Raw genomic sequence first — 24,842 nt, forward strand, 5'->3', positions numbered from 1 at the left:
GCGGTAGCGGATAGATGAGGGGCAATTGCCCCTTGTTGGTTGGGTTAATCGATGAGGGTGTCGATGATGTCTATCATGAATTCGATATTTTCTTGCTCAATGGCTTTAAAGCCTTTGGGGATGCCAATTTCCTTGAAAATTGATTGTTTGCTGGGGTCGTTGCTGAGTTTGATTAGGGCTTGTTGGATGCTTTTGCTGGCTGGGTTGTGGGTTTGGGTGAGTAGGGCGTGGTGGATATCATCTAGGGCGCTTTCGATGAGGGGATGGAGTCTTATTTTGGTAAGTTTGCTAAATTGATGGTAGTTTTCTGCTAGCTGGAAGGTGGCTTCGGCTTTGTTGTCAATGACTAATCGAGCGGCGGCTTGATAGTTGGGGGCTTCTATCCATGTGAGTTGGTCTTCGCTTAGGTCTATGGCTTCAAGTAGGCGTAGTCCGATGAGTTTGATGTCTTTGTTGCCAGCGATGGCGATTCGGTGTCCTTTTTTTAGTTGCTTAAGTTGGGTGATAGAGCTATGAGCGGCGCTGGCAATGATGATTTCATTGGATTTTTCGATGGGGCTGGCAAGGGCTTGATAATTTTTCTGGCGTACGAGTTCGCTACTATCAAAGGGGTTGGCGTAGACTAGGTCGATATTGCCTTGTTCGATGGCTTGAAATTGTTCTTGCCTTGAGGAGGCGATGGTTAGGCGAATTTGATAGCCAGTTAGTTTTTGTAGTTGGGTGTTTAGAATGTACCAGCCAGCAAAATGTTGGGGGGCGATGTCGGGTGTGAGGAGGAGGTTAACGTGGCTCATAAGGTCTCCTTTTGTTGGCAGGTTAGGCGTTTTGGGGGCAGAGGATGGCTTTGAGTTTTTTGGCGCTGCGTTTCATGTCTAAAAAACAAGTCCAAATTGGGCATTGGGTTTGGCGAGTACGGTTAAAACGGTGTTTTCGTCGACGCTTTCCATGAGGATATAGCCTTGCTCTCCTTGAATAAAAAGACGTTCTATTGCTCCGCGAGACAGTTCTTTGGCAATGCGTTGGCTTAGGGCGCAAAGGGCGGCAGAGGTGGCGGCAACAATGTCTTCTTCAATTTTGTTGGAAAAAGCATAAGCAAGCATGAGTCCATCTATGGAAATAAGGGCGGAAGCTTGGATATCAGTAGATTCTACGTTGAGCTCGCCTAACAGGGTTTGGATTTTTTCAGTATTCATTTCGTTTCCTTTATTGTTATAGTTGGGCTTAGAGTTCTAGTTCTTCGGCGAGCATTTTGGCGTAGATCTGGGTGTATTCTCTGATTTTAGCGGGGGATATTTTACGTCTTACGGAGGTGTAGCTGATAATTTTGCCGTGGCGAATATTTGGGATGACGGTCGCATAGACCCAATAATGCCCACCATCTTTGCGTAGATTTTTAACATATCCATTCCATTTGTTGCCTTTTTCTATCGTTTGCCATAAATCAGCAAAGGCCTGTTTGGGCATGTGAGGATGTCTTAAAATTGAATGTGGTTGCCCTAGGAGTTCTTCTTTATGGTAGCCACTGATATCGACAAAAGCACGATTGACGTGGGTGATGATGCCTTTTAAATCAGTGCGTGAGACGATGATTTTACCTTCAGGGAAGGGAAAATGTTCGTTGGTTACATAGACAACGCGTTTGCCAGCTTGGTAGAGGTCTATGGTGTGTTTGGTGGCGGGAAGTTTGGGGGTGCATATCATTTATAGTCATCGTATACTTCCTTGAGTAATATGTTGAGCGCGTGGGTAATGTCTCGCACGCTGACAAATAATCTACCAAGATTACCATTTGAACTGACTAAAACGGTAAGTAAGGCTTCATCGCCAACGTATTGCCCCATTAAAAATCCGCCTTCGCATTGAATAACAAATTGTTCAATGTTGCCACGCTTGAGTTCGCAACAGGCGCGCTCGCTAATGGCTAAGAGGGCGGCGGATTTTGCGCCAATGTGGGCATCGTCGATATGTTTAGGGAGGGCGGAATTAATAATTAATCCGTCGGAAGAAATCAAAGCGCACGCCTCAATTTGTTCAGAAGAATCATTGAGACGTTTGAGCACTCGTTGGATGAGCTTCATGCGCATAGTGCACCTTAAAAGGTTGAGGGTACAAAGGAGAATTCAGCATAGTACAAATATTTTATAATGTATGAATGAAATTTGAGATGATAAAAAATTTAGTTACTAGTGTGTGTTTATTTTAATGAACTTATTCGCAATTCACAATTAGAAATAATTTAATTAGATATTGTTAATTTATTAAAGATGCCTCGTTTATGCTGGACGTTGGATTGAAATTGATAACTTACTCGAAGGATTTATGGCAACTAAAATTGAATCTGCGTTGGCTAATTTGCAGGATGAGGTGGATGGCTTTTTGTCTGTTAATTTGATTGATGCAAAAAGTGGCATGAGTATGGGGTATGTGGGGGGTGCTGATGTGGAAGTTGATGCAGCGGTAAGCTCAAAATTTTATTCAGCCATTGATTTTGGTATTAAAACGTTGGAATTAGAGGATAAGGTTGATGATAACTTATTGTCTTTGGGTAAGACGTATCATATCGTTTGTTTTGTTGAGGACAGTGAGGATATTTTTGTGCATTTGGCGCTTGACCGTAAGCGTGCCAACTTGGCAATGGCGCGCCACTCTTTACGCTGTTTCTTAAATGATTTAGAAGGTCAAGTATAGTTTTTTGATTTTTCTGATAAAAACGGCTAATCCGTTAGTAATGCAATCTAGGAAGTTTTCTCGCTTCCTAGATTTTTTTTATGTCTATTTTATGTCTAGGAGTTGGGCGCTTGTTGGTGGGCTTGTTGCCAATATTGTTGGCTTTGCATTTCAAAGAGGCGACTTTGCAAACGTTGAAATTCAAAGCGCAATTGTTTGCCTTGGTAGAGGTTTTCTGGGGGGGTTGCGCTGGTGATAAGAAGTTTGACGTTGCGGTCGTAGAATTCGTCAATCAGGAGAAGAAAGCGTTTGGCGGCGTCTTCGTTTTCCGAGGTTAAAATGGGGATGTTTAATAGGGCGACGTAGGGGAAGGTTTTGGCGATTTCGATGTAGTCTTTTTGAGAATAGTTTCCTGCGCATAGAGTGTTGAATTCAAAGGTGATGGCGTTGGCATAGTGTTGTAGTGCGGGGATTTTTCGGCTACCTGCTTGGAAGGGGAGGTTGGTTTGTGGGGGGGTGTCGTGATTGAGATGCTGGAGTTGTTCGGTGATTTTCTGACGGTTTTTGGGGTTGTCGGGGGTTAGGAAGAGGTTGTCTTGGTTGTAGTGGCGTTGGCGGTAGTCTTCGCCGTCTTCGATGTGATAGACGATGAGGTTGGTTTTTATCCATTCGATGGCAGGGAGGAAGCTTTGGCGCTGAAGTCCGTTTTTATAAAGATTGTCTGGGGCGATGTTGGAGGTGGTAACAAGGGTGATGCCGTGGCGCTTCATGGCATCAAATAAGCGCACAAAGAGCATGGCGTCGGTGATGTCGCTGATGAAAAACTCATCTAGGCAGAGGAGGTCGATTTTTGTGCGAGGGTTTGAATGATGTGATTGATGGGGTTTTCTTGGTTGGAGGTTTGGTTGAGTTGGTTGTGAAGTTCAAGCATGAAGTGATGAAAGTGTTGGCGGCGTTTTCTTGGGGTGGGGAGGTGGTTGTAGAATAAATCCATGAGGAGTGTTTTGCCACGCCCAACGCCACCATAGCAGTAAAGTCCTTTGACCCATGGGATGTTTTTTTGTGGTTGTTTTGATTTAAATAATTTGCTGAAAAAATTTGTTTGCTCGGTGTTAGGGGTTTTGTCCCAATGCTGTAGTTGTTCGCCAATGCGTTGCATTTGTTCAAGTACGGCGAGTTGAGCTGGGTCGGATTGGTAGTGATGTTCTTGGAGATAGTGTTGGTAGGCGTTTTGTAAATTCATGATTTGTTAGGTGTCTATAGGGTGGGGATGAGGTAATTGGGGATAAGGTTGCTTTGGGTAATGAATTCGTTTGCATTGAGATTTTTAAAAAAGCCGTGGTTGGTAATAAGGGCGCTGTGAATGCCGTAGGCGGCAGCGCCTAGGATGTCGGTGTGTAGGGTGTCGCCACACATGAGGGTATGCGGTTTGTGTAGGGTTTTGCCTTGTTGTTGGAGGCGTTTTTCAGCTAGATGGTAAATACTGGCGAAGGGTTTGCCAAAAATTTGACAGTGGTTAAATAATGGTTCGTCTAATAGTAGAACGTAGCTGCCAGATTCAATGGAGGTATGGCTGCCCATGGGGGCGGTTAGGTCGGGATTGCCAAGGAGAATGGGGCGTGGGGTGCGGTTTAGGGCGTTGAGGAAGCGTTGTTGTTGGGCGTCGTCCCATGAGTGGCTGGAGAGAAAGAGAAATCCATCACTATGAAGAAAGTTGGGGTGGTCATGAAAATGATAGTTAAGCCCTAGGGCGTCGAGGTCGTTTTGTCCGTCTTTGGCGCTAATGATGCCCCAGCGCATATCGCGTGGGTAGGTTTGGACGCCTTCTAATAGAGCATCTCGGCTGGTGATGATTTCGTTGGCGCTAAAGTCAAATCCTAGGCGGGAGAATTTCTCGACCATTTTAGGTTTGTGATAGGTGGCGGCATTGGAGACAACTAACAGATTTTTACCTTGTTGGCGGAGTTTGGCGATGTGTTGTGCGGCGTTGGGAATGGCTTTGTCAGCAACGTTTAATACGCCGAAAGCATCAAATAGGAAGGTGTCGTAAGTGTCGCTAAGTTCTAGGATATTGTGGCGTGTTTTTGGTTGGTGGGTGGCTTTGGGGGCGCTGGGTAAGCGGTGGCGGATGCTTTGGTATTGTGTAAAGGTGTTGAGGGCTGGGTTGTTATTAGGCATGGTTTTCTCTGCTGTGGTTGAAATGGTGGGGCATGATAGCATGGCTTTGGGGTGGGTTTGAGTGTTGGATTATGAGAGATAAAAAATCGCCAAAGAGGTTTGGCGATTTTGAGGGGGGAGGGCGATTGGTGTTAAAAAGGAAATCCATTAGGGGGAAGACCGCCTGCGCGTTTGAGCATGTTTTGGAATTTTCCGCCTTTCATTTTTTTTCATTTGTTTTTGCATTTCTTTAAATTGTTTGAGAAGGCGGTTGACTTCTTGAACGTCAAGTCCGCATCCTTGAGCAATGCGCCGTTTGCGTGAGCCTTTGATAAGGTCTGGATGAGCGCGCTCTTGTGGGGTCATAGAAAGAATTATGGCTTCTTGGCGCGCGATTTTTTAGGATTGAGATGTTCGTCTTTGATGTTTTGGGGAATGGCGCTCATTCCTGGGAATTTTTCAAGCATTTTGTTAAGGTCGATGTTGCGCATTTGGTTGAGTTGTTCGCGGAAGTCTTCAAGGTCAAATCCTTTGCCTTTTATCATTTTTTTTGGCAAGGCGTCGGGCTTTTTTCTCGTCTACTTGATGCTCTAGGTCTTCTATCATGCCAAGAACATCTCCCATGCCTAAGATGCGAGAGGCAATGCGTTCAGGATGGAAGGGTTCTAGTGCGTCGGTTTTTTCGCCAATGCCTAAAAATTTGATGGGTTTGCCTGTGATATGGCGGATAGAAAGTGCGGCACCTCCACGAGCATCACCATCTGTTTTGGTGAGAATAATGCCTGTTAGGGGGAGGGTGTCGTTAAAGGCTTTGGCGGTATTGGCGGCATCTTGCCCAGTCATGCTGTCTACGACAAAGAGCGTTTCGATGGGGTTTAGGATGGTGTGTAGGCTTTGGATTTCGTCCATGAGTTGGTTGTCGATGTGTAGGCGTCCTGCGGTATCGACAATTAAGACGTCAAAATATTGTTTTTTGGCATAATCCAGCGCTTGTTGGGCGATGGTTTGTGGGGCTTGTTCGGGGCTTGAGTCAATAAAAGTTGCGCCAATTTGATTGGCGAGGGTTTTGAGTTGTTGTATGGCAGCAGGGCGGTAGATGTCTGCACTGACAAGCGCTACTTTCTTTTTCTCGCGCATAAGGCGCACGGCGAGTTTGGCTGTGGAGGTGGTTTTTCCTGAGCCTTGTAATCCTGCCATTAGGATAACCGCAGGAGGTTGACTGGCAAGATTTAAACGGCTGTTTTCTTCCCCCATGGCTTGGGTGAGTTCGTTTTTAACGATTTTTAAAAAAGCTTGATCTGGGGAAAGTTTTAAGCTGACTTCTTGTCCGATGGCTTTTTCTTTGATGGTTTGCATCATGCTTTTGACGACAGGCAGAGCGACGTCGGCTTCAATAAGGGCGAGGCGGACTTCACGTAAGGCGGCAGTGATGTTTTCTTCGCTGATGCGGCTTTGTCCTTTGAGTTTTTTGATGGTGCTTTGTAGGCGGTCGCTTAAATTATCAAACATGTTGGTTGCATCCATTTGGCGGTCAATGGTGTATTATAACTGCTTTACTCAGGATAAAAATAGGATTAGCTATGCAGATGTGGCTGGCGCTTTTGGTTTCTTGTGTTTATTTGATAGCAGCAGGGATGTTTTTTCGTGTGGCGCGTCGTGGGGCGCATCCAATGTGGGCGTTGGGGGATTGGTTTTTGCCTGTCAGTTGCATGCTTTTGGTTTGATTGAGGCGGTAAAACAATTTAATACGCTGAATTTGTCGGTGTTTAATGTGGTGTCGATTGTTGCTTGGTCGGTGGCGTGTTTGGCGATGGTGTGGCTATGGCGTGCGTCGTTGGCACTGGCTGGGGTGGTGATTGCCTTGATTAATGCGTTGATGGTGGTGTTGCCTTTGGTGTTTGTTAGTGAGAAAGCTTTTTTAAGTGCGTTGCCAGTGGGGATGCTGTGGCATATTTTAACCGCAATTGCGGCATGGACGGTGTTGACGATTGCCATGTTGCATGCGCTGTTATATGGGGTGATTTTTAGTCGTTTGAAGCAAAAACGGTTAGCACGCGGCGGGCAGGCGCTTTCGCTGGTGGGGGTGGAGCGGGTGTTTGTTATGTTGATGTTTATTGGGGTGGTGTTTTTGGGGGCGTCGTTAGCAACAGGCTGGGTGTTTGTGGAGGATTTATTTGCTCAGCATTTATGGCATAAGACGGTGTTAACGATGTTATCTTGGGGGGTATATGTGTGGGTGCTGTGGGGCTATTTTTTTAAAAATGAGCGGGGCTTGCGCGTTATGTATGGGGCGTTGGTGGGTTATGGATTGTTGTTGGTGGGTTATGTGGTGAGTAATATTGTGTTGCAGTTTGTTGTGGCTAATTAAGGAGTGAGTGTGGATAGTGTTCCGCTGTGGGTGTTGGTGGTGGCTTTGGGGATATGTTTGTTGATGTCGGCTTTTTTTTCCTCTTCAGAAACAGGAATGATGTCGTTAAATCGCTATAAATTGCGCCATCAGGCAGAAGAGGGTAATGCGCGCGCAAAGCGAGTTTTGCAGTTGTTAAAGCGCCCTGACCGTTTGTTGGGGACAATTTTGTTGGGTAATAATTTTGTCAATATTGCGGCAACTTCGATTTCTACCATTATTGGTATTCGATTGTTAGGGGATTTGGGGGTGTTGCTCTCAACAATTATTCTAACGGTGTTGGTGTTGATTTTCTCTGAGGTTGCGCCAAAAACTTATGCCGCGCTTCATCCCCAACAGATTGCTTTTCCTGCCTCGGGTGTGTTGTCGTTTTTGGTGAAGTTGTTATATCCGTTGGTTGTATTGATTAATGGGGTGGTGTTGTTGATATTGCGTCCGTTGGGGGTTCGTACGATTAGTAGTCAAGAAGATGGGGTAACCAATGAAGAGATGAAAAGTATTGTTCTTTCTGCCTCACAATCGATTTCTCCCGAACGGCAGGAGATGCTCATTGGGGTGTTGGAGTTAGAAGATATTTATGTGGAAGAGGCGATGGTGCCACGTAATGATTTAGAAGGTGTAGATTTAAATGATGATTGGGAGGAGATTTTTAAACAAATTATGCAATCACGTTATGGGCGTTTGCCTGCCTATCGCGATAATTTAGAGCATGTGGAGGGAATGTTGCATGTGCGCGATGTGATGGATGGGCTGTTGGATAAGAGTTTGAATAAAGAGGGGTTGATTCGAGTTTTGCGCCCTTGTGTATTTGTGCCTGAGGGGACGTTATTGCGGACTCAATTGGTGAATTTTAAACAGCAAAAAGCGCGCAGCGGGTTGGTGGTGGATGAATACGGAGATATTCAGGGGTTGATTACGTTAGAGGATATTTTGGGCTATATCGTGGGCGATTTGGTGCATGAAGGAGATGAAAAAAATGCCCCTGAGATTGTGCACCGTGAAGAGCGCAAATATGAGGTGGAAGGGGGAATGAGTTTGCGGCAGGTCAATCGTGAGTTGGGATTAAAATTGCCTTTAGATGGCCCTAATACATTAAGTGGATTAATTATTGAAACGTTGGGAAATTTTCCAACCCCTGGGACAGAGATTGAATTGGAGGGGTGTCGGGTGCGGGTGATTGATTTTGCTGATGGGGTGGTGGAGTTGGCAGAGGTTGAGGTGTTGGTGGATTTGGAGGATGAGTTGTAAGACGTTAGCATTTTAAGCATTCTTATGAGGCTCTTTAAGCGGTGGCTTAAAGAGCTTTTTTATGGACAAAAATTAGATTTAAATAAATTTTATAAAACAAAAATCGAATAATGATTTACTTATCAAAATATCATGCTATGATTTGACCTGAAAAAAGGGTGCTTTGCACGATTTAACAACAATTGAAAAAAGAGGTTCATCATGAATGATATAGAAAAAGACGGGATACACAAATGCCCTGTTACACATTTAACAACAAGCAGCGGCGCGCCAGTTGTAGATAATCAAAACAGTTTGACCGCTGGGGCGCGAGGCCCTTTGTTGGCGCAGGATTTATGGCTAAATGAAAAATTAGCAGATTTTGCGCGTGAGAATATCCCTGAGCGTCGCATGCATGCTAAAGGCTCGGGCGCTTTTGGAACGTTTACGGTGACCAACGATATTACTCAATACACGCGGGCATCGATTTTTAGTGAGGTGGGTAAAAAACTGAGATGTTTGCGCGGTTTACTACGGTGGCAGGGGAGCGTGGTGCGGCGGATGCAGAGCGCGATATTCGTGGCTTTGCGCTGAAGTTTTACACCGATGAGGGAAATTGGGATATGGTGGTAATAATACGCCTGTATTTTTTATGCGTGACCCGCGCAAATTTCCTGATTTAAATAAGGCAGTTAAGCGTGACCCGCGTACTAATCTGCGTTCTGCGCGTAATAATTGGGATTTTTGGACGTTATTGCCAGAATCATTTCATCAGGTAACAATTTTGATGAGTGAGCGTGGGATTCCAAAATCTTATCGCCATATGCATGGTTTTGGTTCGCATACGTATAGTTTTTGGAATAAAGAGGGTGAGCGTTTTTGGGTTAAATTCCATTTCCGTACTCAGCAGGGAATTGATAATTTGAGTAACGTTGAGGCGGCAAATGTGATTGCTGGCGACCGCGAAAGTCACCAACGTGATTTATATGAGGCAATTGAGCGTGGAGATTATCCAAAATGGACAATGTATGTGCAGATTATGCCTGAGGCTGAGGCGGAAAAGGTTCCCTATCATCCGTTTGACTTGACGAAGATTTGGCCTAAAGGGGATTATCCGCTTATTGAGGTGGGTGAATTTGAATTAAATAAAAATCCTGAAAACTTTTTTGCCGATGTGGAGCAGGCGGCATTTGCGCCGAGTAATTTGGTGCCAGGAATTGGTGTTTCGCCCGATAAGATGTTGCAAGCGCGGTTATTTAACTATGCCGATGCGCAGCGCTATCGTTTGGGTGTAAACCATAAGCAGATTCCTGTAAATAAACCACGTTGTCCTGTCCATAGCAATGCGCGCGATGGAATGGGGCGAGTGGATGGCAATTATGGCAGTTTGCCGCACTATGAGCCTAATAGTTACCAGCAATGGCAGGAGCAGCCAGAATATGCAGAGCCTCCTCTTAAAATTAGTGGGGATGCGATGCACTGGGATTTTAGACAAGATGATGAGGATTATTTTAGTCAACCTCGGGCGCTGTTTAATCTAATGAATAAGGCGCAGCAACAGGCGTTATTTGAGAATACGGCGGCGGCGATGGGGGATGCGCCTGATTTTATTAAATATCGTCATATTCGCAATTGCTACCGTTGTGAACCTGCGTATGCAGAGGGGGTGGCGTCGGCGCTGGGAATGAGTGTTGAAGAGGCTCAACAAGCGCGCGATAGCGACCCTGCCAAAGGCTTGCCAAGCTTTTTATAATCAACAGGTTGTGATGATTGCTAGAAAGGGCTTGCAGAGGATTTAATGAAATGTGTTAGATAGGCGAGGATTTCTGGCAGAGAGAAGGGGCATTAGCCCCTTTTTTTATGCGCGCGGTTTTGATGGGTTAAGTTTGGCACTATGAGGATTAATAGTGAATTAGAGATAAAAATTAAGCGGTGATTGTTAGTATTTTTAACAAGTTAATAAGTAGGGGCAGGTTGTTTTGGCTTAGAGGAAAGCGGTTAGGACGTCGTTGAGCAAGGCAAAACCGCGTGGGGTGGTTTGTAGGTGCTGTTGATAGTTGGGATGAAGGAGTTTTTGCGTGCTGAGGTGTTCTAGGATGGGTTTTAGGTCGTGGTGGGTGAGTTGGGTGCGTGTGTTGAGATAGTCGGTGGGGACGCCTTGTTGTAAACGTAGGGCGTTCATCATAAATTCAAAGGCTTGGTCTTCTTTTTTGATGATGAGGTGTTGGTCAAGGTATGGATTTTGGTAATTGGATTTATTTCCTGCGCGTTGATAGGCGGTGGGGGCGCGGTATTTTCTGGTGCGAGTGATGGTTTTATCCGCAAGGGTGAGTTTTCCATGAGCCCCTGCGCCGATGCCGATGTAATCGCCAAATTGCCAGTAGTTAAGATTATGTTGGCTTTTGCGGTTGTTTGTCCATGCTGAGGTTTCGTATTGTTGATAGTGGTGGCTTTTGAGGTAGGCGCTGCCGAGTTCATAGAATTGGATTTGTTGGTCGTCGTTGGGTAGGGGTGGGGGATTTTGGTAAAAGGGGGTGTTGGGTTCTAGGGTGAGTTGATACCAGCTGATGTGTTCGGGTTGGTAGTCTATGGCTTGTTGGAGGTCTGTGAGCATTTGCTCTGGGCTTTGCTCAGGTAGTGCGAACATGAGGTCGAGATTTAGGCGCTCAAAGCCTGCGTGGTGGGCGAGTGTGATGGCGCGGTGGGCTTCGTCGCTGTTGTGGATGCGTCCTAGGCTGTGGAGTTTTTGTTTATCAAAGCTTTGGATGCCTAGAGAAAGGCGGTTTATGCCGATTTGGCGGTAGTCGCTAAATCGTTGTTGTTCAGCGGTGCCAGGGTTGGCTTCGAGGGTGATTTCGCACTCTGGGCTTAGTTTGGCATGGCGCTGGAGGTGGTTTAGGAGAATCTCTAGGCTTTTGGCGCTAAAGAGGCTGGGGGTGCCGCCGCCAAAAAAGATGCTGTGGATTGGGCGGTGCTGGTGGGGTTGGTAGTCGGCATTAAAATCTGCGATGAGGTGTTGGATGTATTGTTGTTCATCGATGGGTTGGGTGAGTTTGTGGGAGTTGAAATCGCAGTAGGGGCATTTGCGGATACACCATGGGATATGAATGTAGAGGCTTAAGGGGGGTTGTTGTGTTGCGTTCATGTGGGGTCGTTTGGGGTTTCGTCAGTGGGGGTGTAGTTTAGGGGGAGGGTTTGAAGATATTTTCTAAGTTTGCGTTGGTGTTTGTTGATGGTGGGGGGCGTGTCGGTTGTTTGAGGGGGTGCTTTTTGCGCTTGGCGGGTGAGTTGGCGGATATATTGTAGGTCTAGGGTGTGATAGCGGTCTAATAGTTCACTAAGAATATTGGGGTCGTTGTTAAGTAGGCGGTTGAGTTCGTGGTCAATGCGTTGATTTTTTTGTGGGTCGTTTAGATAGGCGTGGTTGATGTGTTGATGGGCTTTTAAAATGGCGGTTTCGTCTTGTTCGATGATTAGACGGGTGAGGTAGTTTAGATGGCGCTTGAGGCGTTGCCTGTTAGACGTTTGCCTAAGATAAGGGCGTCTTGGAGTTGGGCGTCAATTGGTAGTAGTGGATATTGCTGACTGGGGAGTTTTAATAGGGTTTGGGCGAAGGCTTTGGTTTGTTCGCGTTCGCGTTTGAGTTGCTTTTGTTATCGCGGATAACGCGCCCTTCTTCGTCATAGGTTTTTTCGGTTTTTGTCGCTCATTTTTTATTTGTCTAAATTTAGGTGGCGCTATAATAGCAGGCTTTTTGTGCGCTCGGAGGGTTTATGCGGTTGCTGTGGATTTTTTGTCTGCTGTGGATGTGGGAGGGGGTGTGGGCGCAGTCTTTGTCTGTGCCAGCAGCTATTGATGAGGCTTTTAAAACTTATGGCGTCGATAGGGAGGAGGTGAGTCTGTGGGTGCAGGCGGTGGATGCGGATGTGCCGTTGGTGGAGATTAATGGGTTTAAGCAACGTAATCCTGCGTCTGTGGCGAAGTTGTTGACAACTGCTGGGGGGTTGATTCGCTTGGGAGAGGATTTTCGCTGGCAAACGCAATTTTATGTGGATGCTTTGCCTGATGCGCAGGGGGTGGTTGAGGGGAATCTGTATGTGAAGGGGGGCGGGGATCCGTTTTTGGTCGATGAGCGATTTGAGGCGATGCTTAGAGCGTTGCGCGATAGTGGAATACGTCATATTACGGGGAATTTGGTGTTGGATAATTCGATGTTTGCGCTGGCTTTGGAGGAGCGCGATGCGGTAACGTTTGATGGTCAGGGGTGGCAGCCGTATAACGCGATTCCAGATGCGTTGATGTTGAATTTTCGCACGTTGAAGGTGCGTTTTGAGCCTGAGGGTTCTCAAGGGGTGGCGGTGTCGCTTGTGCCTAAAATTAATAGTTGGAAGGTGGTCGATGAGTTGCGGGTGCTGAATAAGGCGGCGTGTAATCGTGAGGGGTTTTCTCCGTCTTTTGAGTTGCTACGCGATGCGCAGGGGATGGTGAGGTTGCAGGTTACGGGAAATTATAGTCGTCGCTGCGGGGTGCAGGAGTTGTTGGTGGCGATGGGGGAGGCAAGTGAGCTGTTTTATTATGCATTTTTAGAACAATGGCAGGCGCTTGGGGGGAGTGTGGATGGGCAGGGAATGTTGGCGAAGGTGCCTTCAACTGCAAAATTGGTGTATGTGGGGGAATCATTACCGCTGGCAGATTTAATCGAGAAGATGAATCAGGAAAGTAATAATGTGATGACGCGACAATTATTGCTGACGCTTGGGGGAGAGGTGTTTGGAGAGCCAGCAACTTTGCAACGTTCACGAACCGCGCTTTTGCAGACGCTTTCGGCGTTTGGTGTCGATACGCGTGGAATGATTGTTGATAATGGGTCGGGGCTTTCGCGGGTAACGCGGGTGAGCGCGGCGCAGTTGGTGATGTTGTTGCGTAGTTTGTATTATTCGGATAAGGGGGAGGCGTTTATGCGCTCTTTGGCGGTGGCAGGGGAGTCTGGGACGTTGCGTAAGCGCTATCGTGGAGAGGTGTTGGAGGGTCGAGTATTTGGAAAAACGGGAACAATTAATCAGGTGAGAGCGTTTGCAGGATTTGTGCAGGCGCGTTCGGGGCGTGATTATGTGGTGGTGATGCTGGCAAATGGAAAAACAGCGGTAAAAAGTCGGGCAATGCAAGATGCTGTGTTGCGTTGGGTGTATGAACGTTAGGAGGTTTGAAATGCGGTTTGGTTGGATTTTTTTATTGGGGGTTGTGTTGGCAGGATGCGGGGGCGGTGTACAAAAATTGCCTGTAACAGAGGTGGCGCGGGAGGCAGTAGCGCCTAAAGAGGTGCGCCATGTGAAAGATGAAATGGCGCTGAAGGGGTTTGAATGGGGCGCGCCAGCGTATGTGCGGATTTTTAAGAAGGAGGCGGTGCTGGAGGTGTGGTTGAAGAAGTCATCGGGGAGTATGCGCGCTTTCGTGAGTTTCCAATTTGTATTTTTTCAGGGGAATTGGGCCCTAAGTTGAAAACAGGTGATAAACAGTCGCCTGAGGGGTTTTATGCGGTTAATCTCAAGGCGCTTAATCCAAATTCGCGTTATCATTTGTCGTTTAATTTAGGGTTTCCTAATGAGTTTGACCGCGCGCATGGTTATACGGGAAGTTATTTGATGGTGCATGGTGATTGTGTGTCGGTTGGTTGTTATGCCATGGGGGATAAGCAGATTGAGGAGATTTATACGTTGGTGGCGCAGGCGTTGCAACATGGTCAGGCTGAAGTGCCCGTGCATGTGTTTCCTTTTAAAATGACGCGTGAGAATTTATTGGCTTATCAGGGCAGTAAGTGGTTGGGTTTTTGGCGTCAGTTAAAACCCGCGTATGATTTTTTTGAGCAGTATCATTTGCCGCCAATAATGCTGGTGCGTGATAAGCGTTATGAGTTGGATGTGTTAAACAGTCAACGCAATTTTTAGATTAGGGGAGAGGTATGCGGTTTCGTAATGGGTGTGTGTGCTGGGGTTGGCGTTGATGGCAGGTAGCGCGATGGCACAAGATAAGAATGAGGCGCTTGCCGAGCAGGGGCGCTTTTTTACCTTGGCAACTGGTTATAGTAATGGCATTTATTATTTGTTTGGAACGATTATTGGGGCGTTGGCGTCTAGCCCTGTTGGTGGGCTTACTTGTGAGGTGGGGGGGCATTGTGGGGCAGAGCAAACGACGATTGTGAATTTGTCTTCGCAAGGGTCGCAGGCAAATTTGGTGTTGTTGCAAGAGGGGAAAGTAGATTCGGCGTTTGTGCAGTCAAATTTGGCGTATTGGGCGTATACGGCAACCGCGCTGTATGACAAAAAACCTCCTCAGGAGAATTTGCGCGCTATTGCGAGTTTTTATCCAGAGCTGTTGCATTTGGTTGTGCCTGCAGATTCAGGGATTTCGTCGCTGGCGGATTTGCGCGGTAAGCGTGTGGGCATGGGGGCAAAAGATTCTGGAACTTTGATAAATGTTCGTCAAATGCTTAAGGCATTTAATTTAGAAGAGGGCGAGTTTACTCCTAGTTTTTTGAGTTTACGCGAGACGTTGGCTCAGTTTGAAAACGCTGAACTGGATGCTTTCTTTTTTGTTGGGGGTGTGCCTACGCCTGCAATTGCTCAGCTAGCTGATAAGATGGCAATTGATTTGATTGCACTGGATGGGGCATCTAGTGATGGCTTGCTCACAGCTAATAGCGCTAATAACTACTATACGCAACGCGAGATTCCAGCAGGGGCGTATCGTGGGGTAAATAAGGCGGTGCCAACGCTTGCGGTGATGGCGCTATGGCTTACAACAGAGGCTGCCGATAAGGAGCAGGTTTATGCGATGACTAAAGCGATTTGGACGCAGGAAAATCATCCTTATTGGGTTAAGCAGTTATTGCCAGTAGGTGGGCTTGAAATGTCGCATGCGCTTGATGGTATTGGGATTCCATTGCATGCTGGCGCAAAGCGCTACTATAATGAGGTGGGTAAACGGTTTTAGTTGAGTAGTTTGATTATCACTTGGACTTATAATTTTTTTTGCATGCGTTGAGAGTGGGCAGATAAACGCGTAAACTACCGCCTATCTTTTATTTTTTCGCGAGACTGGATTGACTATGACTACATCATTTAAAGATTTTAAACAATCGTCTGGACTATACGGTGGTAATGCGTCTTATGTTGAGGAGCTGTATGAGCAGTATTTGCAAAACCCACAGGCGGTGAGTGAGTATTGGCAACGCTATTTTTCTACAATTAAGGCAGATAGTTCTTCAGAGGTTTCGCGCTTGGCGGTGCAGGAAAAATTTGCGTATTTGGCGCAATTGCCTGCAGCGACTGGGGGCGTTGATTCAGTTGAGATGCAAAAACAAATTGCGGTGTTAAATTTGATTGCGGCGTATCGCTATCGTGCGCATCGTAGCGCAGAGGTTGACCCAGTGGGTATTCGTGAGCGCCGTGGGATGGAAGAGTTTGAGATTAAGCGCTATGGGTTAGATGAAAATGATTTGAATAAAACTTTTCAGGTTGATGGCGCTTTTGGACAACAGCAGATGACGCTTAAAACGCTTATCGCTAAGCTTGAGAAAACTTATAACCATCATATTGGTTTGGAGTTTGGGCATGTCTGGGAAAAAGAGGAGCACGATTGGTTTATTGAGCAGATGGAAGCGACAGCGGGAGAGTTTAATTTTAGCGCTAAACAAAAAGAGCGCTTGTTAAAGCAGTTGGTGCGCGCAGATGGTTTGGAGAAATATTTGCATCGTCGCTATGTAGGGCAAAAACGCTTTTCACTAGAAGGGGGCGATGCGTTAATTCCGCTTACTCAGGCAATTATTGATATTTTAAGTGATAGAGAGACAGAAGAGGTCGGCATTGCGATGGCGCACCGTGGGCGCTTGAATATGTTGATTAATATATTAGGCAAAACGCCTCAGGCGCTATTTGATGAGTTTGAGGGAAAATTTGAGCCAGCAAAAAATCGCAGTGGAGATGTGAAGTATCATATGGGCTTTTCATCACGCATGCAGACAGATAAAGGCACTTTGGATATTTCTTTGGCATACAATCCATCGCATTTGGAATTTGTTAATGCAGTGCAAATGGGCTCGACGCGCGCACGTTTAGAGCGTCAGCGTATGAAAGAAAAAGAAAAATCAGCAAACGAAGTGAATATACTTGAGGTGGCTAATCGTGCGGTGCCTATTTTAATTCATGGCGATGCGGCATTGGCTGGACAGGGAATTAATCAGGAAGTGTTGCAGTTAGCGCAGTTGCGCGGGTATCAAGTAGGCGGTTCTGTGCATATTGTGGTGAATAATCAAATTGGATTTACAACGTCTAATTTAGAGGATGCGCGCTCATCGATGTATTGCACGGATATTGCTAAATCAACTCAGGTGCCAGTTTTTCATGTCAATGGTGATGACCCTGAAGCGGTGGTGTTTGCAGGACGTTTAGCCATTGAGTATTTATTGCGTTTTCAAAAAGATGTATTTATCGATTTGGTTTGCTATCGCCGTTTGGGGCATAACGAGGCAGATGAACCATCGGCAACGCAACCAATTATGTATCAAAAAATTCGTAATCACCCTGTTCCTGCAGAGGTTTATGCTCAAAAGCTCCTCGAGGAGGGGATAATTGAAAAACAAACGTTGCAAACTTTGCAAGAAGATTATCAGGAGCGGTTGGCTAATGGCGAAAGTGTCGCGCTAGCTGAGCAAATTGATGAAAATAAAGATAAATTAGCGCAAGAATGGAAAGCGCTTCGCCATCAAGACTGGGAAAAGGCAGTGGATACCAAGGTAGATTTGGCGCGCTTGCAAGCATTGGGGGAGAAGACTTTCTCAGCGCCAGAGTCGTTTAAAGCGCATAAGATTGTAAATAAGATATTAGCAACGCGTCGCGATATGATTGCAGGAAAGCAAGCGCTGGACTGGGGGGCGGCGGAGAATTTGGCATATGCCACTCTTTTAGATGAAGGCTATTTGGTGCGTCTCTCAGGTGAGGATTCTGGAAGAGGGACTTTTTCACACCGCCATGCTGTTTTGCACGACCAAGAAACAGGCGAGAGCTATTTGCCCTTGGCGTATTTAAAGGATAATCAACCCTCGGTTAGAGTTATTGATTCGCTACTTTCTGAGATGGGCGCTTTGGGATTTGAATATGGTTATGCAACCGCTGAACCTAAGGGGTTGATTGTGTGGGAGGCGCAGTTTGGTGATTTTGCAAACGCAGCACAGGTGATTATTGACCAGTTTATTGCTTCAGGAGAGACCAAATGGGGGCGTTATTGTGGATTGGTGATGTTGTTACCGCACGGATATGAGGGGCAAGGTCCTGAGCATTCTTCCGCGCGTTTGGAGCGTTTTCTGCAATTATGCGCCAAGGATAATATGATTGTGGCGATGCCACTACACCAGCGCAGATTTTCCATTTGTTGCGTTTGCAGGTGTTGCGTGAGTTTCGTAAGCCATTGATTGTAATGTCGCCTAAGTCGTTGTTGCGTCATAAATTAGCTGTTAGTGAGATGGAGGCTTTGGCGGAGGGTCAATTTGAGCGGGTTATTGGTGAGATTAATGCGGATATTGTCGCTGATAAGGTGCGCCGTGTGGTGCTATGCTCGGGTAAGGTTTATTACGATTTATTGCAAAAACGTCGTGAAGATAAGATTTCAGATGTAGTGTTGATTCGTTTGGAGCAACTTTATCCGTTCCCGCTAAAAGAGGTGAAAGAGATTTTGGCGCAATATCCAGAACAGGCGCAATATGTGTGGGTTCAGGAAGAACCACGCAATCAGGGCGCATGGTTGAAAGTTTTAGAATCAACCTTGGATGAATTAGGTAGCCGTCGCTTGCATTATATTGGGCGCGAGGAGTCTGCTTCTACAGCAGCAGGCTATACAAAAGTGCATAATGCTGAGCAGGCGGCATTGGTTGATGAAGCATTAAAAGTATCTTAAAGAAAAGTCAAAAGAGGTTTATATGAGTATAGATGTAAAAGTTCCTGAATTGCCTGAGTCGGTTGCAGATGCGACGTTGGTCGATTGGCATAAAAAAGTGGGGGATTATGTTGAAGAGGGTGAGAATTTAGTTGACCTTGAAACAGATAAAGTGGTGTTGGAATTGCCTGCGCCTGTTTCTGGAACGCTAAAAGAAATTGTGCAAGAAGATGGCGCAACCGTTGGTAGTGGTGAGGTTGTGGCTAAGATTGAGGCGGGTGAGAGACCTGCCGATGAAGATGATGAAGGTGAAGAGAATTCCTCTTCTCAAGAGAAAAAAGATAGTCAGTCTGATGCAAAAGAAAAGTCAAAAGATCAGTCAGATAAAAAAGATAAAGACAATAAAAAAGCTAAGTCAGATAAAGAGAATCAAAAGGATAAAAAATCTTCAGAAGATAAAAACGCTTCACCAGCTGCGCGTAAATTAGGGATTGAAAACGATATTAAATCGAGTGAGGTTTCAGGTAGTGGGCGTGGCGGACGTGTAACGAAAGCAGATATGCAAAAGCATATTTCAAGCGGTGGATCGCGTCAGGAGGAGCGGGTGCCTATGACGCGAATGCGTAAGCGCATTGCAGAGCGGTTAATGCAGGCGCAATCATCAACGGCGATGCTCACAACGTTTAATGAAGTGAATATGAAGCCGATTATGGATTTGCGCAAGCAGTATCAAGACCAATTTGTGCGTAAATATGATATTAAATTGGGCTTTATGTCGTTTTTTGTTAAGGCTGCTGTGGAGGCGCTAAAAGCGTTTCCTGCGGTTAATGCGGCCATTGATGGTGAGGATATTATTTATCACAATTATTATGATATTGGCATTGCGGTATCAAGTCCGCGTGGTTTGGTTGTGCCGATTTTGCGCAATAGTGAGCAATTAGGTTTTGCTGATATCGAACAAGGAATTGCTGATTTTGCCTCTAAGGCAAAAGAAGGCTCTTTAACGCTAGAAGAGATAACAGGCGGAACTTTTTCAATTACTAATGGTGGAATTTTTGGTTCGATGATGTCCACGCCAATTTTAAATCCACCACAAAGCGCTATTTTAGGGATGCATAATATTGTTGAGCGTGCGGTGATTGAAAAAGGAGAGATTGTGATTCGCCCAATGATGTATCTGGCGCTTAGTTATGACCACCGTATTATTGATGGACGCGAGGCGGTTGGATTTTTGGTTACTATTAAAAACTTAATCGAAGACCCCGCGCGGATGTTGTTAAACGTTTAGCATTTTGGATTAATACATTGTTGTTGCGTTTTGACCTTACCCAAAAAGTTCTCTAGTTTGTGAGGAGGCTTTTTGGGTTTGGTGTTATTTTGTTGGAGGATTGTTCATGAGTAAAGAATTTGATGCGGTGGTAATTGGAGGAGGGCCAGCTGGCTATGTGGCGGCAATTCGTTTGGCGCAGTTGGGGTATCAAACGGCTTGTGTGGAGATGTGGCGTGATGGGGCGGATGAGCCGCGTTTGGGGGGACTTGTTTGAATGTGGGATGTATTCCATCTAAAGCGTTATTGGAATCATCAGAATTATTTCATAAGGCGCAAACGCAATTTGCAATACATGGTATTGAAGCCTCTGATTTATCGTTTGATTTAAAGAAGATGCTTGAGCGGAAAAATAATATTGTATCGCAATTAACAGGTGGGATTGCGCAGCTGTTTAAAGCCAATAAAATTGAATGGATTCAAGGTAGGGGTCAGCTTAAAAAAGATAAGGTCGTTGAAGTGCAAACGCATGATGCAAAGACGCTTACGCTTAAAGCTAAAAAAGCGGTGGTATTAGCGTTTGGTTCAAAACCTATAGAAATTGCGGCAGCGCCTGTTGATGAAAAATTTATTGTTAGCTCTACTGGTGCGCTTGAGTTTCAAGAAGTGCCTAAGCGTTTGGGGGGTTATTGGCGCGGGGGTAATTGGTTTGGAATTAGGCAGTGTGTGGCAGGCGCTAGGGGCTGAGGTAACCATCTTGGAGGCAGCGGAGGCGTTTATGCCTTTTGCTGATGCGCAATTGGCAAAAGAAGCGGCAAAAATTTTTAAAAAGCAGGGGCTTAATATTGAGCTAGGCGCTAAAGTTACCCGAGCTGAGGTAGAAGATGATGCGGTTACGGTGCGTTATGAAACCAAAGAGGGTGAGCAACAGTTGGTGGTCGATAAGCTATTGGTGGCGGTTGGGCGCAAACCTAATACTGAAAATGCGCTTAGTGAGGATTGTGGGGTGAAGCTTAATCAGCGCGGATTTATTGAGGTGGATGAGCATTGTTTTACAGGGGTTGATGGGGTGTATGCGATTGGTGATTGTGTGCGTGGGGCGATGTTGGCGCATAAGGCGAGTGAAGAAGGCGTGATGGTTGCGGAATTGATTGACGCTCAGGCTGGGCATGTGCGTTATGATGTGATTCCGTCAGTCATTTATACGCATCCTGAGATGGCGTGGGTGGGGCAAACTGAGGCGCAACTTAAAGAGGCGCAGATTGATTATGTTAAGGGTGAATTTCCTTTTGCTGCCAATGGGCGCGCTAAAGCAATGAATGCTGAGGCGGGATTTGTGAAAATCCTTGCAGATGCACAAACCGATGAAATTTTAGGCGCGCATATTATTGGCGCTAATGCCTCAGAAATGATTCATGAATTGATTGTTGCGATGGAGTTTTATGCCGCTAGTGAAGATGTTGCGCGCATTATGCACGCCCACCCAACGTTATCAGAATCGATTCATGAAGCTGCGTTGGCGGTTTCAGGGCATGCCTTGCATAAGGTGAATGTGAAAAAGAAATAATCTGTTTAAAAAAATTTTAGATAAAACCGTTTTGGCGGTAGAGCGGCGTTAAGGCTAACCTTAGCGCCGTTTTTTTATGTAAAAAACAAGTATTGACTGATTAAAGAAGCGGTGAATTGCCCCTAATTAAATGGTTATGGTGCGAAATTTTGCCATCCATAATCACTCAAATCCCCGCCTTTTGTGAACCTCTACCGCTAAAAAATATCGCTACGACAAGCGCTTTAAACAATACTCAATCTTTGTGTTTCAGCTTAAGCTGGCGAATATGCAGATATTGTGATTCATTGATATAGTACCTTAACTTCAAAATGAGACTTAGAGATACACATTTTGTCAGGAGAAGCGCTTAGAATAATCTCATTTGAAGTTAAGAGACTGTATTTAGGGTTTATGTTGTAGTTTGCTGGTGTTTAAAAATATAACGCTAAGCTGATAATTAAAAATAACAATAGAAGTTAATTGGATGGGGGCGCAACAGCGCCCATATTAGAGCATTTGCGCTGACTTTTTAGCCAGATTAAAGGCGCTAGCTGGGCAATGGCGCGTGTTAGGCAAAACTGATATTAAGCGCGTGATTGTGGCGTATGGTTATAAAAAAGCGTCAGAATATTTTTCTGGGGTAGATTGGTTGTTTTTTAAAAAATGAGACGGAGGTTTTATTTTATAAGTAAGAATAATTTTTATTTGAATTCTTGTTTACTTTTGTCTATATTGTGCGCCAGTTTTTGCGTCGCTGGATTTTCTTTGCTTAAGATAAGGCTGTGTGATAAGCCATTGGTGGCATGGATTGAACTGTAGATGTAAGGCTTTTTAAGCTTGTGCAAGTGTTTTGTACAAGCTGCTGGGTTGTTTTTTGTTATTTTTTAAGGGAGGTTGATATGTCAAAAGCTTTGGGTTCTCGTCTACCTTTGGTTGGCGCGATGCAAAAGGCATTGCTATTTGGAGTGTTGGCATCGGGCGCTTTGGGTTCTGTAGCGGTGGCTGCTGAAGGGACTTTTTTGGTTCAGCTTAATGATTATGAAGGTGAAAATGCTTATTTTGCGATGTATTTGGTTGATGAGCAGGGGCGCTATGTTCGCACGCTTTGGGTCTCTGGTGAGGAGGAGCGTTGGTATAGAGACCAGCCGCGTTGGTGGAAGTATTTAGGGCGCGCGCCACAGGATTTGGATGCGATTACAGGCGCGTCAACCGCACCTGGAGATAGAGCATTGATTCGCATTGAGTTAGAAGATGAGATTTTGGATAAGGGGTATCAGGTGCGGGTGGATAGTTCGGTTGAAGATCAAAACAACTTCCCAACCGATGTAGAAGCGCCTTTATCTAGTGAGAAGATGAAAGAGAAAATTCCTGGGACGGGTTATGTGCGCTATTTGCGCTTTAAGTGGGAATAAGTTTGTTGATTGGCATGTTGTTTTGTAATGGGGTGATGTTCTGATGTGGCGTCGTATTCATTCATGGCTGGGATTGGCTTTGGCGGTGTTGGTATTAGTATTGGCGGTTTCAGGCGCTTTGTTGGCGACAAAACCCCTTTATGATGCCTATCGTTTACCTGCTGGGGCTAAAGAGATGAGTGTGGCGGCGGTCATTGAGCAGATTGCTAAGGCGCAGCCACGCATTACACCCCAGCGGTTATCTGTTTCTGTTTCGGGTGAAGCTAAATTGTCTTATAGCAAGAATAACCGTTTACAAGAGCAGGGATTGTCGTTGCAAACGGGCGCTTTGTTGCGTGAGCAAAAAGAGCCAGAGGGCTATGTATGGTTGCGCAAATTGCATCGTTCATTGCTACTTGGAGAAAATGGGCGGATTTTTCCTGCCTTGGGTGCGTTGGTGATGTTGGTTTTAGCGGTGAGTGGGGTGGCGTTGCTTTTACGGCGTTTAGGTGGGGTGAGGCAATTATTTGCGCCAATGTCTTGGCAGGGCGCTGGGCAATCGCATTCAGCGCTTGGGCGCTTGGCATTGTTGCCATTGCTGATAACGACTATAACGGCGCTTTGGTTATCTGCGGTAACGTTTGATTTGGTCTCTGCTGGGGCGGATAAACCACCTGCTTATCCTGAAAGTTTGCAGGAGTTGGAGGCGGTTGAGCCTTGGACTTTGCACGGACTGCAAGAGATTCAGATGGCGTCTGTGCGTGAGGTGATTTATCCGATTGCTGAGGATTGGTTTGATGTGTGGACGGTGCAGACTGACCGTGAATATGTGTTTATTGACCAATTTACAGGCGATGTTTTATCGCGTGAGGCTTTGCCATTTCTAGCGCGTGTGATGGATTGGGTGTTATTGCTACATACGGGCGAAGGTTCGCCTTGGTGGGCGGTGGTGCTGTTGCTGGTGGCGTTGAGTGTGCCTTATTTTGTGGTAACGGGTGTGATGGTTTGGTGGCGTGGGCGAAAATTGGGGGGTGGACGTTTACCGCATCAGGCTTCTGCAGCTGAAGCGACGGTGTTATTGCTGGTTGGTTCTGAGGGGGGGAGTACTTGGGGATTTGCCAAGGCGTTGCATGAGGCATTGCATGTGGCGGGTGAACAGGTGCGCACCATTGAGATGAATGCGCTGGGGGGGCATTATCCAAAACTTGAGACGCTGTTGTTGTTAACTTCTACTTATGGGGATGGGGATGCGCCACAGTCAGCGACGCGATTTTTAACGCGTTTAGCGGCGTTTGAACCTACTGAGGGTTTACGCCATGCAACATTGGCTTTTGGAGACCGCGCCTTTGTGAAGTTCTGTGCTTTTGGTGAACAGGTGGCTTTGGCGGTGGCTGAGCGTTGTGGGGAGCAATGTTGCCGCTTGGATATATTGATAAGCAGTCCTCGCAGGCGTTTACGTCGTGGTGTGCTGAAGTGGGGCGGTGTTTGGGGCATTCGTTGGTGGTGGACTATGTGCCTAAACGTCCGAAAACGCAGACTTTTTATCTTAAGGAGAAAACGCTTTATGGGGAGGCGCTTAATGTGCCGTTGGCGGTGTTGCGTTTGGGCGCTGGGCGTATGCCTAAGCATGAACCAGGGGATTGGTTGGCGGTTTATGTGCCTGATTGTGCGGTGCCAAGGTTGTATTCCTTAGGCTCGCATTCTAAATATGATGATGCGGTGGAGATTTGTGTGCGTTATCAGCAAGGTGGATTGTGTTCGCCTTGGTTGTGTCATCTCTCTTTGGGGGAGGCGGTTGAAGGGGTGGTGGTGCGCAATCCGCGGTTTCATTTGCCTAAAAAAGGGGCGGTGGTGATGATTGGTGCGGGGACGGGGATTGCGCCTTTTGTGGGAATGATTCGGCATAACCATTCTGGACGCGCCTTGGATTTATTTTGGGGTGGGCGGCAGCCTGAGGTGGATGGGCTGTATGGCGATGAGATTGTAAGCTGGCTTGCTGATGGGCGTTTATCTGGATTTTATCCAGCATGGTCGCGTGTGAAGGCAAAAGAGTATGTGCAGGCGGTGGTGGCGCGTGAGCGTTCGCATTTGATAGAGCGTTTGCGTGCAGGGGCTGTGGTGATGATTTGTGGTGGTCGTGAGATGGCGGCTGCGGTGTGTGTGGAATTAGCGGTTTGTGCGCAGGCTGTTGGGCTAACGCTTGATGAGCTAAGGCGGCAAAATCGTTTGTTAGAAGATATTTATTGATAA

18 protein-coding genes and 6 pseudogenes are annotated in these 24,842 nt (G+C 46.2%); 15 read left to right on the plus strand and 9 right to left on the minus strand.

From position 1 onward, the window contains the following. Positions 1–44: 44 nt before the first annotated feature. The 4 genes from A5N84_RS00715 to A5N84_RS00730 form a co-directional block, all read right to left on the minus strand. Positions 45–794 carry a PhnD/SsuA/transferrin family substrate-binding protein gene (locus A5N84_RS00715; protein ID WP_072280893.1) on the minus strand — a complete coding sequence of 250 codons (750 nt, stop codon included), beginning with the start codon at positions 792–794 and terminating at the stop codon, positions 45–47. Positions 795–872: 78 nt separating this feature from the next. Further along, complete coding sequence (locus A5N84_RS00720) at positions 873–1,193, minus strand: roadblock/LC7 domain-containing protein (protein WP_198923694.1); 321 nt, start codon at positions 1,191–1,193, stop codon at positions 873–875. A gap of 28 nt (positions 1,194–1,221) precedes the next feature. After that, complete coding sequence (locus A5N84_RS00725; RefSeq protein ID WP_072280894.1) at positions 1,222–1,701, minus strand: PAS domain-containing protein; 480 nt, start codon at positions 1,699–1,701, stop codon at positions 1,222–1,224. Next, positions 1,698–2,078 (minus strand): roadblock/LC7 domain-containing protein, encoded by a 381-nt coding sequence (locus A5N84_RS00730; RefSeq protein WP_158008601.1) that lies wholly within the window; start codon positions 2,076–2,078, stop codon positions 1,698–1,700. Before A5N84_RS00730 ends, A5N84_RS00725 begins: the two co-directional genes overlap by 4 nt. A 241-nt stretch (positions 2,079–2,319) precedes the next feature. Here A5N84_RS00730 and A5N84_RS00735 point away from each other — a divergent pair, with 241 nt between their 5' ends. After that, positions 2,320–2,688 (plus strand): hypothetical protein, encoded by a 369-nt coding sequence (locus A5N84_RS00735; RefSeq protein ID WP_072280896.1) that lies wholly within the window; start codon positions 2,320–2,322, stop codon positions 2,686–2,688. 95 nt (positions 2,689–2,783) lie between these two features. On the opposite strand, the pseudogene zapE reads toward A5N84_RS00735, so the two are convergent. The 3 genes and pseudogenes from zapE to ffh form a co-directional block, all read right to left on the minus strand. Continuing rightward, positions 2,784–3,910 (minus strand): annotated as a pseudogene (zapE, locus tag A5N84_RS11130) (cell division protein ZapE). A 14-nt stretch (positions 3,911–3,924) separates the two neighbouring features. Beyond that, positions 3,925–4,845, minus strand: a complete 921-nt coding sequence (locus A5N84_RS00745) for an HAD-IIA family hydrolase (RefSeq protein WP_072280897.1) — start codon at positions 4,843–4,845, stop codon at positions 3,925–3,927. A gap of 131 nt (positions 4,846–4,976) precedes the next feature. After that, positions 4,977–6,333 (minus strand): annotated as a pseudogene (gene ffh, locus A5N84_RS00750) (signal recognition particle protein). 71 nt (positions 6,334–6,404) lie between these two features. Here ffh and A5N84_RS11140 point away from each other — a divergent pair. The 4 genes and pseudogenes from A5N84_RS11140 to A5N84_RS00765 all read left to right on the plus strand — a co-directional run bounded on the left by A5N84_RS11140 (position 6,405) and on the right by A5N84_RS00765 (position 10,211). Then, on the plus strand, positions 6,405–6,548 hold the full coding sequence (locus A5N84_RS11140; RefSeq protein WP_233119787.1) for a hypothetical protein: 144 nt from the start codon (positions 6,405–6,407) through the stop codon (positions 6,546–6,548). After that, positions 6,497–7,192 carry a cytochrome C assembly family protein gene (locus A5N84_RS00755; protein ID WP_233119788.1) on the plus strand — a complete coding sequence of 232 codons (696 nt, stop codon included), beginning with the start codon at positions 6,497–6,499 and terminating at the stop codon, positions 7,190–7,192. Before A5N84_RS11140 ends, A5N84_RS00755 begins: the two co-directional genes overlap by 52 nt. A gap of 9 nt (positions 7,193–7,201) precedes the next feature. Further along, the gene (locus A5N84_RS00760) at positions 7,202–8,479 is read left to right on the plus strand and encodes an HlyC/CorC family transporter (protein ID WP_078055495.1); all 1,278 of its coding nucleotides are present in this window, start codon (positions 7,202–7,204) and stop codon (positions 8,477–8,479) included. Between the two features lie 201 nt (positions 8,480–8,680). Next, positions 8,681–10,211, plus strand: a pseudogene (locus tag A5N84_RS00765) (catalase). A 231-nt stretch (positions 10,212–10,442) separates the two neighbouring features. Here the strand turns inward: A5N84_RS00765 and hemW are convergent. Further along, positions 10,443–11,603 (minus strand): radical SAM family heme chaperone HemW, encoded by a 1,161-nt coding sequence (gene hemW / locus A5N84_RS00770; RefSeq protein ID WP_072280898.1) that lies wholly within the window; start codon positions 11,601–11,603, stop codon positions 10,443–10,445. After that, a pseudogene (yjgA, locus tag A5N84_RS11145) lies at positions 11,600–12,045 on the minus strand (ribosome biogenesis factor YjgA); the annotation flags it as partial. The pseudogene yjgA and the gene hemW, both read right to left, overlap by 4 nt. A gap of 186 nt (positions 12,046–12,231) precedes the next feature. Between yjgA and dacB the strand changes: the two are divergent. From dacB to A5N84_RS00825, 10 genes and pseudogenes are all read left to right on the plus strand, one after another. Further along, on the plus strand, positions 12,232–13,656 hold the full coding sequence (gene dacB, locus A5N84_RS00780) for a D-alanyl-D-alanine carboxypeptidase/D-alanyl-D-alanine endopeptidase (protein ID WP_072280899.1): 1,425 nt from the start codon (positions 12,232–12,234) through the stop codon (positions 13,654–13,656). Positions 13,657–13,666: 10 nt separating this feature from the next. Beyond that, positions 13,667–13,957 carry a hypothetical protein gene (locus tag A5N84_RS11155; RefSeq protein WP_072280900.1) on the plus strand — a complete coding sequence of 97 codons (291 nt, stop codon included), beginning with the start codon at positions 13,667–13,669 and terminating at the stop codon, positions 13,955–13,957. Then, positions 13,954–14,403 (plus strand): L,D-transpeptidase family protein, encoded by a 450-nt coding sequence (locus A5N84_RS11160; protein WP_233119789.1) that lies wholly within the window; start codon positions 13,954–13,956, stop codon positions 14,401–14,403. Before A5N84_RS11155 ends, A5N84_RS11160 begins: the two co-directional genes overlap by 4 nt. A 37-nt stretch (positions 14,404–14,440) precedes the next feature. Next, positions 14,441–15,448 (plus strand): TAXI family TRAP transporter solute-binding subunit, encoded by a 1,008-nt coding sequence (locus tag A5N84_RS00795; protein ID WP_072280902.1) that lies wholly within the window; start codon positions 14,441–14,443, stop codon positions 15,446–15,448. Between the two features lie 115 nt (positions 15,449–15,563). Further along, a pseudogene (locus A5N84_RS00800) lies at positions 15,564–18,406 on the plus strand (2-oxoglutarate dehydrogenase E1 component). A gap of 22 nt (positions 18,407–18,428) precedes the next feature. Beyond that, entirely contained in the window at positions 18,429–19,673 is a 1,245-nt protein-coding gene (gene sucB / locus A5N84_RS00805; RefSeq protein WP_072280903.1) for a dihydrolipoyllysine-residue succinyltransferase, read from the plus strand. A gap of 106 nt (positions 19,674–19,779) precedes the next feature. Then, positions 19,780–21,219: pseudogene (gene lpdA, locus A5N84_RS13155) on the plus strand (dihydrolipoyl dehydrogenase). An 881-nt stretch (positions 21,220–22,100) separates the two neighbouring features. Next, on the plus strand, positions 22,101–22,613 hold the full coding sequence (locus tag A5N84_RS00815; RefSeq protein WP_078055496.1) for a DUF2271 domain-containing protein: 513 nt from the start codon (positions 22,101–22,103) through the stop codon (positions 22,611–22,613). A gap of 43 nt (positions 22,614–22,656) precedes the next feature. Continuing rightward, the gene (locus tag A5N84_RS00820) at positions 22,657–24,285 is read left to right on the plus strand and encodes a PepSY-associated TM helix domain-containing protein (RefSeq protein WP_072280904.1); all 1,629 of its coding nucleotides are present in this window, start codon (positions 22,657–22,659) and stop codon (positions 24,283–24,285) included. Next, positions 24,210–24,839, plus strand: a complete 630-nt coding sequence (locus tag A5N84_RS00825; protein ID WP_158008602.1) for a ferredoxin reductase domain-containing protein — start codon at positions 24,210–24,212, stop codon at positions 24,837–24,839. The genes A5N84_RS00820 and A5N84_RS00825 overlap by 76 nt, the downstream gene beginning before the upstream one ends. Positions 24,840–24,842: the final 3 nt, after the last annotated feature.

This window comes from Rappaport israeli (assembly GCF_001888055.1).
Taxonomy (GTDB): domain Bacteria; phylum Pseudomonadota; class Gammaproteobacteria; order Cardiobacteriales; family Cardiobacteriaceae; genus Rappaport; species Rappaport israeli.